The 15,420-nt window shown below is 67.0% G+C and carries 13 protein-coding genes; 10 read left to right on the forward strand and 3 right to left on the reverse strand.

The window, feature by feature from the left end; genetic code table 11:
• Positions 1–19: 19 nt before the first annotated feature.
• Positions 20–1,000 carry an inositol 2-dehydrogenase gene (iolG, locus tag V7672_RS00950; protein WP_335622806.1) on the reverse strand — a complete coding sequence of 327 codons (981 nt, stop codon included), beginning with the start codon at positions 998–1,000 and terminating at the stop codon, positions 20–22.
• A gap of 138 nt (positions 1,001–1,138) precedes the next feature.
• Between iolG and V7672_RS00955 the strand changes: the two genes are divergently transcribed.
• From V7672_RS00955 to V7672_RS01000, 10 genes are all read left to right on the forward strand, one after another.
• Positions 1,139–2,017: a MurR/RpiR family transcriptional regulator gene (locus V7672_RS00955; protein WP_335622807.1), complete on the forward strand. Its 879-nt coding sequence runs from the start codon at positions 1,139–1,141 to the stop codon at positions 2,015–2,017.
• A gap of 93 nt (positions 2,018–2,110) precedes the next feature.
• Positions 2,111–4,051 carry a bifunctional 5-dehydro-2-deoxygluconokinase/5-dehydro-2-deoxyphosphogluconate aldolase gene (locus tag V7672_RS00960; RefSeq protein WP_335622808.1) on the forward strand — a complete coding sequence of 647 codons (1,941 nt, stop codon included), beginning with the start codon at positions 2,111–2,113 and terminating at the stop codon, positions 4,049–4,051.
• Positions 4,048–5,883 carry a 3D-(3,5/4)-trihydroxycyclohexane-1,2-dione acylhydrolase (decyclizing) gene (iolD, locus tag V7672_RS00965; RefSeq protein ID WP_335622809.1) on the forward strand — a complete coding sequence of 612 codons (1,836 nt, stop codon included), beginning with the start codon at positions 4,048–4,050 and terminating at the stop codon, positions 5,881–5,883. The genes V7672_RS00960 and iolD overlap by 4 nt, the downstream gene beginning before the upstream one ends.
• Positions 5,880–6,773, forward strand: coding sequence for a myo-inosose-2 dehydratase (gene iolE / locus V7672_RS00970; RefSeq protein ID WP_335622810.1), 894 nt, complete (start codon positions 5,880–5,882; stop codon positions 6,771–6,773). The genes iolD and iolE overlap by 4 nt, the downstream gene beginning before the upstream one ends.
• Entirely contained in the window at positions 6,770–7,564 is a 795-nt protein-coding gene (gene iolB / locus V7672_RS00975; RefSeq protein ID WP_335623261.1) for a 5-deoxy-glucuronate isomerase, read from the forward strand. The genes iolE and iolB overlap by 4 nt, the downstream gene beginning before the upstream one ends.
• Before the next feature lie 11 nt (positions 7,565–7,575).
• Positions 7,576–9,078, forward strand: a complete 1,503-nt coding sequence (locus V7672_RS00980; RefSeq protein ID WP_335622811.1) for a CoA-acylating methylmalonate-semialdehyde dehydrogenase — start codon at positions 7,576–7,578, stop codon at positions 9,076–9,078.
• 79 nt (positions 9,079–9,157) lie between these two features.
• Positions 9,158–10,693 (forward strand): MFS transporter, encoded by a 1,536-nt coding sequence (locus tag V7672_RS00985; protein WP_335622812.1) that lies wholly within the window; start codon positions 9,158–9,160, stop codon positions 10,691–10,693.
• A gap of 25 nt (positions 10,694–10,718) precedes the next feature.
• Complete coding sequence (gene bglB / locus V7672_RS00990) at positions 10,719–11,831, forward strand: beta-galactosidase BglB (protein ID WP_335622813.1); 1,113 nt, start codon at positions 10,719–10,721, stop codon at positions 11,829–11,831.
• Positions 11,832–11,882: 51 nt separating this feature from the next.
• Positions 11,883–12,638: a 2-dehydro-3-deoxy-D-gluconate 5-dehydrogenase KduD gene (gene kduD, locus V7672_RS00995; protein WP_335622814.1), complete on the forward strand. Its 756-nt coding sequence runs from the start codon at positions 11,883–11,885 to the stop codon at positions 12,636–12,638.
• A 2-nt stretch (positions 12,639–12,640) separates the two neighbouring features.
• Positions 12,641–13,672: a sugar kinase gene (locus V7672_RS01000; RefSeq protein ID WP_335622815.1), complete on the forward strand. Its 1,032-nt coding sequence runs from the start codon at positions 12,641–12,643 to the stop codon at positions 13,670–13,672.
• Between the two features lie 179 nt (positions 13,673–13,851).
• Here V7672_RS01000 and V7672_RS01005 read toward each other — a convergent pair whose 3' ends face one another.
• Together V7672_RS01005 and V7672_RS01010 are read right to left on the reverse strand one after the other, a co-directional pair.
• Positions 13,852–14,583 carry a proteasome-type protease gene (locus V7672_RS01005; protein WP_335622816.1) on the reverse strand — a complete coding sequence of 244 codons (732 nt, stop codon included), beginning with the start codon at positions 14,581–14,583 and terminating at the stop codon, positions 13,852–13,854.
• Positions 14,584–14,616: 33 nt separating this feature from the next.
• Entirely contained in the window at positions 14,617–15,417 is an 801-nt protein-coding gene (locus V7672_RS01010) for a transglutaminase family protein (protein WP_335622817.1), read from the reverse strand.
• Positions 15,418–15,420 lie beyond the last annotated feature (3 nt).

Below are 15,420 nucleotides of genomic sequence, written 5' to 3' on the forward strand. Positions count from 1 at the left end.
CGCGCGGTCCAACGGAGGGCTACAGCCGCACGACCACGCCGTCGGCCGCTGAACGGGCAGCCGCCTCGGCCAAGGCCAGTGCCGCCACGCCATCGTTGTGATCGATCAGCGGCGCCGCCCCGTCCAGCACATCGGCGAAGTGATCCATCTCCCGCGCATAGGCGATACGGTAGCGGTCGAGGAAGAAGTTCTGGAAACGGTCGGCCGCCGCACCTCTGGCGGTCCAGGTCTCGACCGTCGTCTCCAGCTGATTCTGGGCCCGGATCATACCGCCCGAGCCGTAGGCTTCGATCCGCTGGTCATAGCCATAGCCGCTGCGTCGGCTGCTGGAGATCACGCACAGGCGCCCGCCGGTCGTCTTGAGAATCGTCTTGGCCGTATCGACGTCGCCGGCCTCCCCGATCGCCGCATCGACCAGCACGGAAGTGGTCGAGAAGACCTCGACGACCGGCTCGCCCAGCAGCCAGCGGGCCATGTCGAAGTCGTGGATCACCATGTCCTTGAACAGCCCGCCGGACGTGCGGACGTAGTCGGCGGGCGGGGGCGCAGGGTCATGGCTGATGATGTGGAGGGTCTCCAGCGCTCCGACCTCGCCGGCTGCGAGCCGGGCCTGCAGGGCGGCGAAATTGGCATCGAAACGCCGGTTGAAGGCCAGCAGCACCGGCTGGCCCAGCGAATCGAACGTCGCGGCGGCCTCTTTCGCGCGGTCCAGATCCTGATCCAGCGGCTTTTCGCAGAAGACCGCCTTGCCCGCCCGCGCGGCGGCCAGGCTGTATTCCAGATGGGTGTCGGTCGAGCTGGCGATAATCACGCCGCGAATCGCCGGGTCGGCCAGAACCTCCTCGATGCTGCGGGTCGCGGCGCCATACTGTCCGGCCAGCTCCGCACCGGCGGGGGTCGGATCAGTGACGCTGACCAGCTGCAGTCGGGCGTTGGCCGCCGCATTGGCCGCGTGAATTCGCCCGATGCGCCCCGCCCCGATCAGTGCCACAGTGTGCATAGTCATCCCCTCGAACACGAATATCGCAGGGCCACTCCCCTGGAAAAGTCGTGACATACCGGCTTCCATCGCGACACGCGAGAGTTGCCAGTGAAAAATCGAACGGATATTCCGTCAGCTGAAACTTGAGGTCGAGACATGGAACAGACGCCCCCCGCGCCCGCCTCGGCTGAAGAGCTCAGGGCCCAGATCGTCCTGCGCTACGAGAGCCTGAGCAAGCGGCTGAAACAGATCGCCCGGCACATCCTGGACGAACCGAACGACTTTGCGCTCGAGACGCTGTCGGTGATTGCCTCGCGCTGCGGGGTTCAGCCCTCGACCATCGTGCGCTTTGCCAAGACCTTCGGCTTTGAGGGCGCCAGCCAGATGCAGCGCCTGTTCCGCGACGGCCTGCTGAGCAGTCACGCGGCGCTGGGCTATTCCGAGCGAATCCGACAGTTGAGCGAGGCGACCCACGACGAGACGGCCAGGCCCGCCGACCTCCTGTCCGAGTTCGTCGAAGGCAACATCCTGGCGCTGCAGAACCTGACCCAGACCGTCACCCGGCAGGAGATCGAGACCGCCGTCGCGATGATCTCACAGGCTGCCACCGTGCATGTCACCGGCTTCCGCCGGTCCTTCCCGGTCGCTTCCTACCTCGTCTATTCGCTGCTGCAGGCGGGCAAGCGCACGGTCTTCATCGATGGCGTGGCCGGTCTGGCCATACCCCAGGTCAAGTCCATCGCCCCTGACGATCTGCTGATCGCCATCAGCTATCACCCCTATGCCGCCGAGACCGTGGCTGTCGTGGAGGCCGCACGCGAGGGGGGTGCCAAGGTTCTGGCCATCAGCGACAGCGCCGTCAGTCCGATCGCGGCGCCCGCCAACCTGGCCCTCCTGACCCGCGAATCGGAAGTGCGGTCGTTCCGTTCGCTTTCGGCGTCCATGTGCCTGGCCCAGGCGCTGGTGATCAACTTTGCATTTGCCGCCACCCAGCCTGACGAAAAGCCCACACGCAAGCGCCGCGGCAACTCCTGAAATAGCCATTCCGTTCGCCGCAATTGTGAAACAGGTATTGCGATTTCGGGAATGATGAAATAGTCGTTTTGGACACCAGGGCGTCTGAAGCGAATGATCACAAGCACTTCCAGAAACGAAAAGCGCCGCCCGCTCGACCTGCTGACGCTGGGTCGGGCCGGCATCGATCTGTATGGCGAGCAGATTGGCGGACGCCTGGAAGACATGGCGACCTTCGCCAAATATGTGGGCGGCAGCCCGACCAACACCGCCGTCGGCGCCGCCCGGCTGGGCCTGAACGCCGGCTTGATCACCCGGGTGGGGGACGACCATTTCGGGCGATACCTGCGCGAGGAGCTGGATCGGGAAGGCGTCGACACCTCCGGCATGAAAACCGACCCGGACCGGCTGACGGCCCTGGCCGTGCTGGGCATCCGCGATCCCGACACCTTTCCGCTGATCTTCTTCCGCGAGAACTGCGCCGACATGGCCCTGTCGGTGGATGACATCGACCCGGCGCTGATCGACCGTGCGGGGGCCCTGCTGGTCAACGGCACCCACCTGTCCCAGCCGGGCGTATTCGACGCCAGCCTCAAGGCCGCCGAGTTGATGAAGGCCCAGGGCGGCCGGGTGATTTTTGACATCGACTACCGCCCGGTCCTGTGGGGTCTGACCGCCAAGGCCAACGGCGAGGACCGGTTCGTCGCCAGCGCCCGGGTGACCGAGCGCCTGCAGCAGGTGCTGCCGCTGTGTGACCTGATCGTCGGCACGGAAGAGGAAATCCATATCCTGGGCGGAACGGACGACACGCTCGCCGCCCTCAGCGCCATCCGCGACCACAGCCCTGCCCTGCTGGTCTGCAAGCGTGGCGCCGATGGATGCGTCGCCTTCCCGGACGCCATTCCCGCCTCGCTCGACGAGGGCGTGACCAGCCGCGGCTTTCCCATCGAGGTCTTCAATGTGCTGGGGGCGGGCGACGCCTTCATGGCCGGCTTCCTTCGCGGATGGCTGCGCGACCTTCCGCTGGAAGGCTGCTGCGAAATGGCCAATGCCTGCGGGGCGCTGGTCGTGTCGCGCCACGGCTGCGCGCCCGCGATGGCCTCGTGGGACGAACTGCAGACCTTCCTTGCCGGTCAGTGGCCGCACCGCCTGCGTGAGAGCGCCGAGCTGGAACAGATTCACTGGTCCACGAACCGCCACGGCGACCATACCGACCTGACGGTCCTGGCCATCGATCATCGCAGCCAGTTCGACGACCTGATTAAGGAGCTGGGTGTCGGCGACGAGACCGCCATCGCCCATTTCAAGGGACTGGCGCTCAAGGCCGTCGATCGGCTGGCACAGGGCGATGGCCGCTATGGCATGCTGCTGGACGGCCGCTTCGGCGCCCGCGCGCTTGAGGCCGCCGCCGACCTCCCCTACTGGATCGGACGCCCGATTGAGTATCCGGGCTCGCGGCCGCTGGCCTTCGAGGGCGGCCCGGATGTCGCGGCCACCCTGCGGGAATGGCCCATAAACCATGTGGTCAAATGCCTGGTCTTCTACCATCCCGATGACGACGCCGAGCTTCGCGCCCGCCAGGACCGCCAGATCTTGCGCCTGTTCGACGCCTGCCGCTCAACCCGGCACGAGTTCCTGCTCGAGATCATCGCCTCCAAGCACGGTCCCGTCAGCGGCGACACGGTGGCGCGGGTGATCCGCCACGTCTACGACCTCGGCGTCTATCCGGACTGGTGGAAGCTCGAGCCCACCAGTGATGCGGCGGCCTGGGCGGCCAGCGAGGCGGCCATCCTGGAGCACGATCCGCGCTGTCGCGGGATCGTCTTGCTCGGACTGTCGGCGACCCAGGATGAAGTGCTGGCCGGGATTTCCGCCGCCGCCCCCTTCCCGCTGGTCAAGGGCTTTGCCGTCGGACGAACGATCTTCCACGACGTCGCCGCGCAATGGCTCAAAGGCAAGCTGGATGACGAGGGCGCCATCGCCCGGCTGACCGAGAACCTTCGGGTGCTGGCCGAGGCCTGGCGCCGGGCGCGGCGCGCACGGGCCGCGGCATGAGCCACACTGTGCGCCTGACCATGTCCCAGGCCCTGACGCGCTGGCTGTCCGTCCAGCACGTCGAGATCGATGGACAGGTCGTGCCCTATTTCGCAGGTGTGTGGGCCATCTTCGGGCACGGCAATGTCGCGGGCATGGGCGAGGCCCTGGCCGGGATGGAAGACACCCTGCCGACCTTCAGGGCGCACAACGAACAGGGCATGGCCCACGCCGCCATCGCCTTTGCCAAACAAACCCGGCGCCGCCGCGCCATGGCCTGCACCACCTCGATCGGGCCGGGCGCGACCAATATGGTGACGGCCGCCGCGCTGGCGCATGTCAACCGCCTGCCGGTGCTGTTCCTGCCGGGCGATGTCTATGCCTCGCGCCGTCCCGACCCCGTGCTGCAACAGATCGAGGACTTTGCCGACGCGACCGTCAGCGCCAATGACTGTTTCCGACCGGTATCGCGCGGGTTCGACCGCATCACCCGGCCCGAGCAGATCATTGACGCCCTGCCCCGCGCCCTGGCGACCATGATCGACCCGGCGAGCTGCGGTCCGGTCACCCTGGCCCTGTGTCAGGACGTTCAGGCCGAAGCTTTTGACTATCCCGAAGCCTTCTTCGAACCCCGCACCTGGCGCACGCCGCGCCCGCGCCCGGACGCCCAGGATCTGGCCGATCTGGTCGCGGCGATCCGGTCGGCCAAGACGCCGCTGATCGTGGCTGGCGGCGGTGTCCTCTATTCCGGCGCGGAAGAGGCTCTGTCGACGCTTGCCGCGGCAACGGGCCTTCCGGTCGGCGAGACCCAGGCCGGCAAGGGCAGCCTTCCGTGGGATCATCCGCAGGCGCTGGGCTCGATCGGGGTGACCGGCACCAGCGCGGCCAATGACGCTGCCGGGGCCGCCGATCTGATCGTCGCGGTCGGCAGCCGGCTGCAGGACTTCACCACCGGCTCGCGGACCATGTTTGCAGGCAAGCGGCTGTTCCAGATCAATGTTGCGGGCTTTGACGCGACCAAGCATGGCGCCCACCGGGTGCAGGGGGATGCGCGCGCCGTTCTGACCGAACTGGCGGAGGCGCTGGGCGACTGGACGGTGTCAGCTGACTGGCGCGGGCGCTGCGCCGATGGCGTCGCGGACTGGAACACGGCGTGGGAGGCGGCCACGGCCGCGTCGGACGCCCTGCCCTCGGACGGTCAGGTGATCGGGGCTGTCTGGCGTCAGGCGAGTGAGGATGCGGTCGTGGTGTGCGCCGCCGGTGGTCTGCCGGGTGAGTTGCACAAGCTGTGGCGGACGCATCGGCCGGGCGGCTACCACGTCGAATATGGCTTCTCCTGCATGGGCTATGAGATTGCCGGCGGCCTCGGCGTAAAGCTGGCCGAGCCGGACCGCGAGGTCTTCGTCATGGTCGGCGATGGCAGCTATCTGATGATGAACTCGGAACTGGCGACAGCGGTGATGCTGGGCCAGAAGCTGACCGTCGTGCTGCTGGACAACCGCGGCTATGGCTGCATCAACCGGCTGCAGCAGGCCACGGGCGGGCGACCCTTCAACAATCTTCTGGACGATGCGCGCCACGCCTCACCGGCCGACATCGATTTTGCCGCCCACGCCCGCAGTCTGGGCGCCGAGGCCGAAAAGGTCTCCGGCATTGCCGAACTGGAGCAGGCGCTGGCCCGCGCCGCCGCCAGCGACCGCACCCATGTCATCGTCATCGACACCGACCCGGTCGTGACCACCGAGGCCGGCGGCCACTGGTGGGACGTCGCCGTGCCAGAAGTCTCGACCCGTGCCGAGGTCCGCGAGGCCCGGCGCATCTACGAAGCCCGGATCAAGGGAGAGGGTGAATGACCATCCGCTGGGGGGTCAGCCCCATTGCCTGGGCGAACGACGACATGCCCGAACTGGGCGGCGACATCACGCTGGATGCGCTGCTGACCGATGTGAAGGAGATCGGATTCGAGGGCGTCGAACTGGGCAACAAGTTTCCGCGCGACCCCGACGCATTGAAGCCGATCATGGCGCGCTACGGGCTCGACATCGTCGGCGGCTGGTATTCGTCGAACCTGCTGGTGCGCGACGCCGAGGCCGAGATCGCCGCCATGGAAGCGCATATGGCGCTGCTGAAGGCCATGGGCTCCAGCGTCTTCATCCTGGCCGAGACCTCGAATGCCGTGCACGGCGACCGCGAGGGCGGTCGGCTGGATTCGCCGCCGCGTCTGGCCCCCGGCGACTGGGGCGACTTCGGCCAAAGGCTGAACCGGGTGGCCGCCTACGCCAATGAACAGGGCATGCGGTTCGCCTATCACCACCATCTGGGCACAGTGGTCGAGACCCGCGAAGACCTGAACCGCTTCTTCGGCGCGACCGGGGATCATGTGGGTCTGGTGCTGGACACCGGCCACGCGGTCTATGGCGGCATCGACCCGATCGCCGTGGCGACCTCACGCCCCGAGCGGATCAGCCACGTCCACTGCAAGGACGTCCGTACCGAGCGGCACGCCAAATTCCACGCGGCGGGCGACAGCTTCCTGAACGGGGTGGTCGGCGGCATGTTCACCACGCCCGGCGACGGCGACTATGACTATCCGGCCTTCATGGCCGCGCTGAAGGCCATCAACTATTCCGGCTGGATCGTCATCGAGGCAGAGCAGGACCCGGCCGTCGCCGATCCGCGTGAGTACGGCCAACTGGGTCTGGATACGCTGAAGCGTCTGGCCGGCGACGTGGGGCTGGTCTGATGTCCCTGCTGGTCCGCCCCCATGCCGCAGACGAGACCGGCACCGTGCTGGAGGTCACGCCGGAGAGCGCGGGCTGGCGCCATGTCGGCTTTCGCGTGGTGAAGCTGTCGGCAGGCCAGAGCCAACAGGGCGGCGAGGCCGGGCGCGAGGTCTGCCTGGTGGTGCTGTCGGGAACCGTCACCGTCGCGGCCGATGGCGAGACCCACGCCGGCCTGGGCGAGCGCGCCGATGTCTTTTCCGGGGCTCCGGCCTCGGTCTATCTGCCGGCCGGGATGGACTGGACGATCACGGCCGAGCGCGATGCCGAAGTGGCCGTCTGTTCGGCCCCGGGCACTGGCAAGGGCGCGGTGCGCGTGCTGCGTCCGGAGGCGGTCGAGGTGCGCGGAAAGGGCACCAACACCCGACATGTGCGCAACATCCTGTCGGACGCCGACGATGTGGCCGAGAGCCTGCTGGTCGTCGAGGTGATCACCCCGGGGGGCAACTGGTCCAGCTATCCGCCGCACAAGCACGACCGCGATGCCGCGCCGGACGAGACCCTGCTGGAAGAGACCTATTATCACCGGCTGTCGCCCCCGCAGGGCTTTGCCTTCCAGCGCGTCTATACCGAGGACGGGTCGATCGACGAGACCATGGCGGTCCACGACGGCGACGTCGTCATGGTGCCGCGCGGCTATCACCCGGTCGGGGCCCCCCACGGGTACGACCTCTACTATCTGAATGTCATGGCCGGACCGGTGCGCAAATGGGTCTTCCAGAACGACCCGGCGCACGACTGGATCGTGCGGTGACGGAGACTTCCATGCGACAGATTTCCCACGTCATCGCCGGCGAGACCGGCACCGCCGGCACGCGCACGGGCGAGGTGTTCGACCCCGGCTCGGGTCAGGTGCAGGCAAAGGTCAGCCTGGGCGTCGCGGCCGATCTGGAGCGGGCCATCGTGGCCGCCCGCGCGGCCCAGCCGGCCTGGGCCCGGGTCAATCCGCAGCGCCGTGCCCGGGTCCTGTTCCGCTTCAAGGAACTGGTCGAGGCGAACATGGATGCCCTGGCCGAACTGCTGTCGTCCGAGCACGGCAAGGTCGTGGCCGATGCGCGCGGCGACATCCAGCGCGGTCTGGACGTGATCGAATTCTCGTGCGGCATCCCGCATGCGCTGAAGGGCGAATACACCCAGGGCGCCGGCCCGGGCATCGACGTCTATTCCATGCGCCAGCCGGTCGGGATCGGGTCGGGCATCACCCCGTTCAACTTCCCGGCCATGATCCCGATGTGGATGTTCGGGCCGGCCATCGCCTGCGGCAATGCCTTCATCCTCAAGCCGTCCGAGCGCGATCCGTCGGTGCCGAACCGGCTGGCGGAACTGATGCTCGAGGCCGGTCTGCCGGAGGGAATCCTGCAGGTCGTGCATGGCGACAAGGAGATGGTCGACGCCATCCTCGACCATCCCGCCATCAGCGCCGTCAGCTTCGTCGGCTCGTCCGACATCGCCCAGTACGTCTATGCCCGGGGCGCCGCCGCCGGAAAGCGGGTGCAGGCCATGGGCGGAGCCAAGAACCACGGCGTGGTCATGCCCGATGCCGATCTGGACCAGGTGGTGGCGGACCTGTGCGGGGCGGCCTTCGGCTCGGCCGGCGAGCGCTGCATGGCCCTGCCGGTCGTGGTGCCGGTCGGCGACCGCACAGCCGACGCCCTGCGCGAGCGTCTGATCCCCGCCATCGACGCCCTGCGCGTCGGCGTGCCCGGCGATCCGGACGCCCACTATGGGCCCGTCGTCACGGCCATCCACAAGAAGCGCATCGAGAACTGGATCCGCATCGGCGTCGAGGAAGGCGCCGAGCTGGTCGTCGATGGTCGCGACTTTACGCTTCAGGGGCACGAGAACGGCTTCTTCGTCGGGCCGTCGCTGTTCGATCATGTGACGCCGGCGATGGAGTCCTATCGCGAGGAGATTTTCGGCCCCGTCCTGCAGATCGTCCGGGCGCCCGATTTCGAGAGCGCCCTCGCCCTCGCCGATGCCCACCAGTACGGCAACGGCGTCGCCATCTTCACCCGCAACGGCCACGCCGCGCGCGAGTTCGCCAGCCGCGTCCAGGTCGGCATGGTGGGCATCAATGTGCCGATCCCGGTGCCGGTCGCCTACCACAGCTTCGGCGGCTGGAAGCGCTCCGGCTTCGGCGACCACAACCAGCACGGCATGGAGGGCGTCCGCTTCTGGACCCGCATGAAGACCGTGACCCAGCGCTGGCCCGACGGCATGGCCCCGGGCGGTGCCGCCGATGCCTTTCTGATCCCGACCATGGACTGAGCGTGCCGCGCGCCACGCAAGCCAGGCGCGCAAACGAACGACTTCCCCGGCACGGACCGGGGCAGCAGGAGGACCACCCGTGACCGACCCCATCGCCGCCCGTCCCGCGATGCCGACGCAGCCGACCCGTCCGGTGCGCTGGTACAATATGACCGCCTATGGGCTGAACGATGTGCTCGGCGGCGGCTCCATGACCGTCATCGGCACCTGGATCCTGTTCTTCTACACCACCTTCTGCGGGCTCTCGGTGGCCCAGGCGACGCTGATCTTCGGGGTGGCACGCATTCTGGACGCCGTGGCCAGCCCGATCATCGGCCATCTGTCGGACAGCCTCGGCCGCGGATGGATCGCGCGCACCTTCGGGCGGCGCCGGTTCTTCATCCTGGCCGCCATTCCGCTGCTGCCGTCCTTTGCCCTGATGTGGCTGCCGGGCCAGACCTTCTGGTACTACCTGATCACCTACGTCCTGTTTGAGCTGGTCTATGCGATGGAGATCATCCCGTACGAGACCCTCGCCTCGGAAATGGCCACCGACTACAAGACCAAGGCCCAGATGGCGGGCGCCCGCATCCTGTGCGGACAGCTGGCCTCGGCCGGCGCCGCCTTCCTGCCGGGCTGGCTGATCACCCAGCTGGGGCCCGATGATCCCAACACCTATTTCTACATGGGCATCATCTTCGCGGTGCTGTTCATGATCGTGGCCGGCCTGCTGTATGCCTTCAGCTGGGAACGCCAGCGTCCGCCGGGACTGGAAGAGGCTGAACGCAAGGGGCGGCCCACCCTGCTGAACTCGATGGGGGCCCTGTACCGCAACCTGTTCTCGACCCTGCGTATCCGGGCCTTCCGGCTGCACCTGGGCATGTATCTGGGCGGCTATATCAGCCAGGACATCTACAACGCCGCCTTCACCTATTTCGTGGTGTTCGCCCTGAGCGGGTCGGCCGCCATCGTGGCCGGACTGGTGGGGGTCACCTCGCTGGTGCAGCTGGTGTCGGTCGTTCTGGCGATCAACTTCGCCATCCGCCTGTCGCCAGCCGCCGCCTACCGCTTCGCCGCCCTGTGTTTCGGCGCCGGGGTGGTGGTCTTCATCGGCATGTATTTCGCCGGTCTCAACGCTGCCTCGGTGCTGCTGTGGCTGCCGGTCGTCATTGCGGGTCTCGGCCGGGGCGCCCTCTATTATGTGCCGTGGGCGACCTACAACTACATGGCCGACGTCGACGAGATCGTCACCGGACGCCGTCGCGAAGGCGCCTTTGCCGGCGTCATGACCTTCGTCCGCAAGATGAGCCAGGCCGCCGCCGTCATGCTGGTCGGTCAGGTCATGCAGGCCGCGGGCTTCGTCTCCGGCTCGGACATCCAGAGCCCCCAGGCCATCACCGCCATCGTCGCCGTGCTGGGCCTCGGCACCCTGGCCGTCCTCGTGTGCGGGGTGTTGATCTCGACCCGGTTCAAGCTCAACCCCGCCAGCCACGTCATCCTGCTGGAAGAGATCGAGCGCTTCCGCTCGGGCGAGCGCACGCCGTCCGATCCGAAGCACCAGGCGATCGTCGAGGATCTGTCGGGCTGGAAATACGATCAGCTGTGGGGAAACAACCCCGTCGGCAACACGCGCTGACGCCCCGAGTGTTCAAGGAGTAACCATGGTCGCCCTTACCCATGACGTGCCGCGCGATCAGGTGGTCGAGACCATCGGCCGCCTGATCGACAACCTGGTCAACATCAAGGATGAGACCGGCGAGTTCCTGATGACCCTGGAAGATGGCCGGGTCATCGACACCAAGGGCTGGAACGACTGGGAGTGGACCCATGGCGTCGGCCTGTTCGGCCTGTGGCGCCTCTACGAACAGACCGGCGACGCCGGGGCCCTGCGCGTCATGACCCAGTGGTTCGAGGACCGGTTCGCCCTCGGCACCCCGACCAAGAACATCAACACCATGTCGCCCATGCTGGCGCTGGCGTACCTCTACGAAGAGACGGGCGAGCCCCGCTACCGGCCCTATCTGGAGAGCTGGGCGGAATTCCTGATGGCCGACGACGGCCTGCCCAAAACAGAGGAAGGCGGCTTTCAGCACATCACCTATGACACGGTGAACTATCAGCAGCTCTGGGACGACACCCTGATGATGTCGGTCCTGCCGCTGACCAAGATCGGCCTGTTGCTGGACCGCCCGGCCTATATCGAGGAAGCCAAGCGGCAGTATCTGCTGCACATCAAATATCTGGCGGATCGCAAGACCGGCCTCTGGTACCACGGCTGGACCTTTGACGGTCGGCACAACTTCGCCGGCGCCCTGTGGGCCCGCGGGAACTGCTGGGTCACCATCGCCATTCCCGAGTTCATCGAGATGCTGGACCTGCCGCCCGGCGACGCCCTGCGGACCTTCCTGACCGATGCCCTGCTCGCCCAGGTCGAGGCGCTGGCCCGGCATCAGGACGAGAGCGGCCTGTGGCACACCCTGATCGACGACCCGACCAGCTATCTGGAGGCCTCGGCCACCGCCGGCTTCGCCTATGGCATCCTCAAGGGCGTGCGAAAGGGCTATCTGCCGCGCCGGTTCGAGGCCGTGGGGATCAAGGCCGTAAAGGCCGTTCTGGCCAATATCGACGACGCGGGCGAGCTGAAGCAGGTCAGCTTCGGCACCCCGATGGGTCACGACATGCAGTTCTACAAGGACATCCCGCTGACCTCGATGCCCTATGGTCAGAGCCTGGCCATCGTCGCCCTGACCGAGTTCCTGAGAACCTATCTCTAGGGCTCCGCCTCGGCACGCACCCGATTTCTGCCAGCTTATACAGGACGCTTCATGCCCACCCTCTTCAGTCTCAAGGGCAAGACCGCGCTCGTCACCGGTGGCAACGTCGGTCTGGGCCAGGGCATTGCCCTGTCGCTCGCCGAAGCGGGCGCCGACATCGTCTCGGTCGCGCGCCGGGACTCGAACGACACCGTGTCGCGGGTCGAGGCGCTCGGTCGCCGCAGCCTGTCGATCCAGGCGGACCTCGGTTCAACCGCCGCGATCGAACCGGTCCTTGAACAGGCCGCCGCCCTCGGCCCCATCGACATTCTCGTCAACAATGCCGGCATCATCCGCCGCGCCGATGCCGTCGACTTCACCGAGGCCGACTGGGATGCGGTCATGGACGTCAATCTCAAGGGGGTCTTCTTTCTGACCCAGGCCGTCGTCCGGCGCATGATCGCGGAAGGTCGGGGCGGCAAGATTATCAACATCGCCTCGATGTTGAGCTTTCAGGGGGGCATCCGGGTGCCGTCCTATACGGCGTCCAAGAGCGGCCTGGCCGGACTGACGAAGCTGATGGCCAACGAGTGGGCGAAACACGGCATCAACGCCAATGCCATCGCGCCGGGCTATTTCGCCACCGACAACACGCGCGCCCTTCAGGACGACCCGGATCGCAACCGGGAAATTCTGGGGCGTATTCCCGCAGGGCGATGGGGCGAGCCCGCCGATCTGGCCGGTGCCGCCGTCTTCCTCGCGAGCCGCGCATCCGACTATGTCCAGGGTGTGGTCCTGCCCGTCGACGGTGGCTGGCAGGCGCGATGAGCATGTCGGACGGCCCGGTCCTTTGCTTCGGCGAAATGCTCCTGCGGATGACACCCCCGGGCCAGGAACTGCTGCTGCAGTCGCCCGGTCTGTCGGTCCACACAGGCGGAGCCGAGGCCAACGTCGCCGTGTCCCTGGCACGCCTCGGCGCACCGGCTGCGATGCTCAGCATCCTGCCCGACAACCCGCTGGGACAGGCGGCGCGCGATGAACTGCGACGTCACGGCGTCGACGTCTCTCGCCTGGTATTCGCACCCGGCCGCATGGGCCTGTACTTCCTGACGCCCGGCGCCGTCATGCGCCCCGCCAGCGTCCTCTACGACAGACAGCATTCCGCCTTCGTGGAGCACGTCGAGACCGCCATAGACTGGGACGCGGCTCTCGCCGGCGTTGGCTGGCTGCACCTGTCGGGGATCACCGCCGCCACGGGCGTGGCCGGGTCGGCGGCGACTGCGGCGATCATCGAAGCGGCGAACCGCAACGCGGTCAGGGTGTCGTTCGACGTCAACTTCCGCCGGACCCTGTGGGCGCGCTGGAGCGGCGATCCGGCCCGCATCCTTGGATCCATTCTGGCCGGTTCGGAGGTAGCGTTCGCCGGAGAACAGGACCTGGCCCTGGTCCTGGGCAGGACGTTCGAAGGCGAGACGCCCCAGGATCGGCTCCGGGCCAGCGTTGCGGCGGCCTTTGGGGAATATCCGCGCCTGCAGACGGTGGCCTGCACCCACCGGGTCCAGCACAGCGCAGACAGTCACTCGCTTTCCGCCACACTGTTCCGGCGAACGGCCTCAGGGCTGCGGGAGTGTCGCACCGGACCCATCCACATGGCGGGGGTGGTTGATCGCGTCGGTGCCGGTGATGCCTTCGCGGCGGCCTTGCTGTTCGGGCTGAGAAGCGCCTGGGACGATCAGGACGTGCTCGATTTCAGCCTCGCCGCCGCCGCGCTGAAACACACCATCCCGGGCGACTTCAACCTTGTGTCCGAAGCGATGGTCAGATCGACGATGAACGAGGGCGGATTCGCCATCCAGCGCTGACCGTCGACAATACGACAGGGCCGCCCACAGCTTTCTTCCCGCCCTGGTTCGCGGCTGTGTCAGGATGCGGGATCGGCAGCAGGGAGGACAGGGACGAGGCGGCCAGCCCGCTTTGACGTGAACGTGAAACTGACCCCGATCCCGGTTCAGACGGTTCAGACGGTTCAGACGGTGTTCGCTCAGAGCTCCGGATCGGGCAGCGACAGGAAGGCGGACCTCAGCGCGACGGCCCAGTCGTGGGCGATGGTCTGGAAATAGGGGTCGTCCCGCTCGATCCGCTTCTCGTGGGTCGGCTCGTACTGGCCGGCAGTATAGGTCTGAAAGTCGATCGGCAGGCCCACGGACAGATTGGCCTTGAGCGTCGAGTCGAACGACACCACCAGCAGTTTGACGGCCTGTTCAAAGCTCATGTCGGGGTCATAGCCCCGCACCAGAATGGGCCGGCCATACTTGGTCTCGCCGATCTGGAAGTAGGGATTGTCGTCGGTCGCCTCGATGAAATTGCCCTGCGGATAGATCAGGAACAGGCGCGGCGGTGTGCCCTTGATCTGTCCGCCCATGATCAGGGTGGCGCCGAACATCGCCTCGGCCGACTGGCCGCTCTGGACATTGGTCTGGATGGTCTCCCGCAGGGCCTCGCCGACCAGGCGGGCGGCCTGGAACATGGTCGGAGTCTCCAGCAGGGAGGGATTGCGCTCGGCCGGGACCTTGGTCCGCTCGTCGAGGATGCTGACCACCGACTGGGTGGTGGCCAGATTGCCGGCCGTCATCAGGGTGATCATGCGCTCGCCCGGCTTGTGCCAGGTGAACATCTTGCGGACCGTGGCGACGTTGTCGACGCCCGCATTGGTGCGGGTGTCCGACATGAACACCAGCCCCTTGTTGAGGCGCATGCCAACGCAATAGGTCATGGAGAGATCACCTTCATTGCGGGCACGGCCGGACTACTGCTGAACCTGCAGCTGAACGACCATCGACTCATTGCGGCCCCCGTAGACGATACCCGAGATCGGCGCCGCTTCGCCATAGTCGAGGCCTGTTGCGACCCGAACATAGCGGGGATCGGGCGAGACGCCGTTCGAGACGTCGAACCCGACCCAGCCCAGCCCCTCGACATGGACCTCGGCCCAGGCGTGACCGGCGTCCTGGTCGACCCGGTCGTCCATGACCAGATAGCCGCTGACGTAGCGCGCCGGATAACCCATCAGCCGGGCGGCGGCGATCAGGATATGGGCGTGGTCCTGACAGACCCCCCGCCCGGTTTCCAGCGCCTGCTCCGCCGTGGTCGAGAAATCCGTCGTGCCGGTCTCATAGCCGACCGTCCGCAGGATCAGGGCGGACAAGGCGTGCAGGCGCGAGGGATCGTCATCGAAGTCCTTGCCCAGATCGCGCACCAGCTGGCGCACACGGGGTCCGGCGCGGGTGTGCGGCGTCGCGCGCTGGAAATACCACAGGGGCGCAAACCCGCCGTGCTGGCCGATCACGCCGGCGGTGTCCGAGGTATCGACCTCGCCCTCGCACAGGATGGTCACCGTGCGGGTGCCCGGTTCAATGGACAGCAGTTCGACCAGGTTGTTGTGCTGGTCCGTATAGGCGACCTCCTTGCGGCCCCCCTCGATTTCCGTGCGCCACGACAATACCGTCTGCCCCCCCGAATGCTTGGGAGTCAGGCGGATTTTCTGCAGGCCCCGACTGACGGCCTGGTCATAGTGATACTCGGTGCTGTGCCGGACCTTCACGCGCATGGG

It is taken from the genome of Brevundimonas sp. (assembly GCF_036963785.1).
Taxonomy (GTDB): Bacteria; Pseudomonadota; Alphaproteobacteria; order Caulobacterales; family Caulobacteraceae; genus Brevundimonas.

Coding starts and splice junctions, on each gene's coding strand:
- V7672_RS00960 (WP_335622808.1), top strand. CDS start 2,111: ATGATCACAAGCACTTCCAGAAACGAAAAGCGCCGCCCGCTCGACCTG.
- iolG (WP_335622806.1), bottom strand. CDS start 1,000: ATGCACACTGTGGCACTGATCGGGGCGGGGCGCATCGGGCGAATTCAC.
- V7672_RS01000 (WP_335622815.1), top strand. CDS start 12,641: ATGTCGGACGGCCCGGTCCTTTGCTTCGGCGAAATGCTCCTGCGGATG.
- V7672_RS00980 (WP_335622811.1), top strand. CDS start 7,576: ATGCGACAGATTTCCCACGTCATCGCCGGCGAGACCGGCACCGCCGGC.
- V7672_RS01005 (WP_335622816.1), bottom strand. CDS start 14,583: ATGACCTATTGCGTTGGCATGCGCCTCAACAAGGGGCTGGTGTTCATG.
- iolE (WP_335622810.1), top strand. CDS start 5,880: ATGACCATCCGCTGGGGGGTCAGCCCCATTGCCTGGGCGAACGACGAC.
- V7672_RS00955 (WP_335622807.1), top strand. CDS start 1,139: ATGGAACAGACGCCCCCCGCGCCCGCCTCGGCTGAAGAGCTCAGGGCC.
- kduD (WP_335622814.1), top strand. CDS start 11,883: ATGCCCACCCTCTTCAGTCTCAAGGGCAAGACCGCGCTCGTCACCGGT.
- iolD (WP_335622809.1), top strand. CDS start 4,048: ATGAGCCACACTGTGCGCCTGACCATGTCCCAGGCCCTGACGCGCTGG.
- bglB (WP_335622813.1), top strand. CDS start 10,719: ATGGTCGCCCTTACCCATGACGTGCCGCGCGATCAGGTGGTCGAGACC.
- V7672_RS01010 (WP_335622817.1), bottom strand. CDS start 15,417: ATGCGCGTGAAGGTCCGGCACAGCACCGAGTATCACTATGACCAGGCC.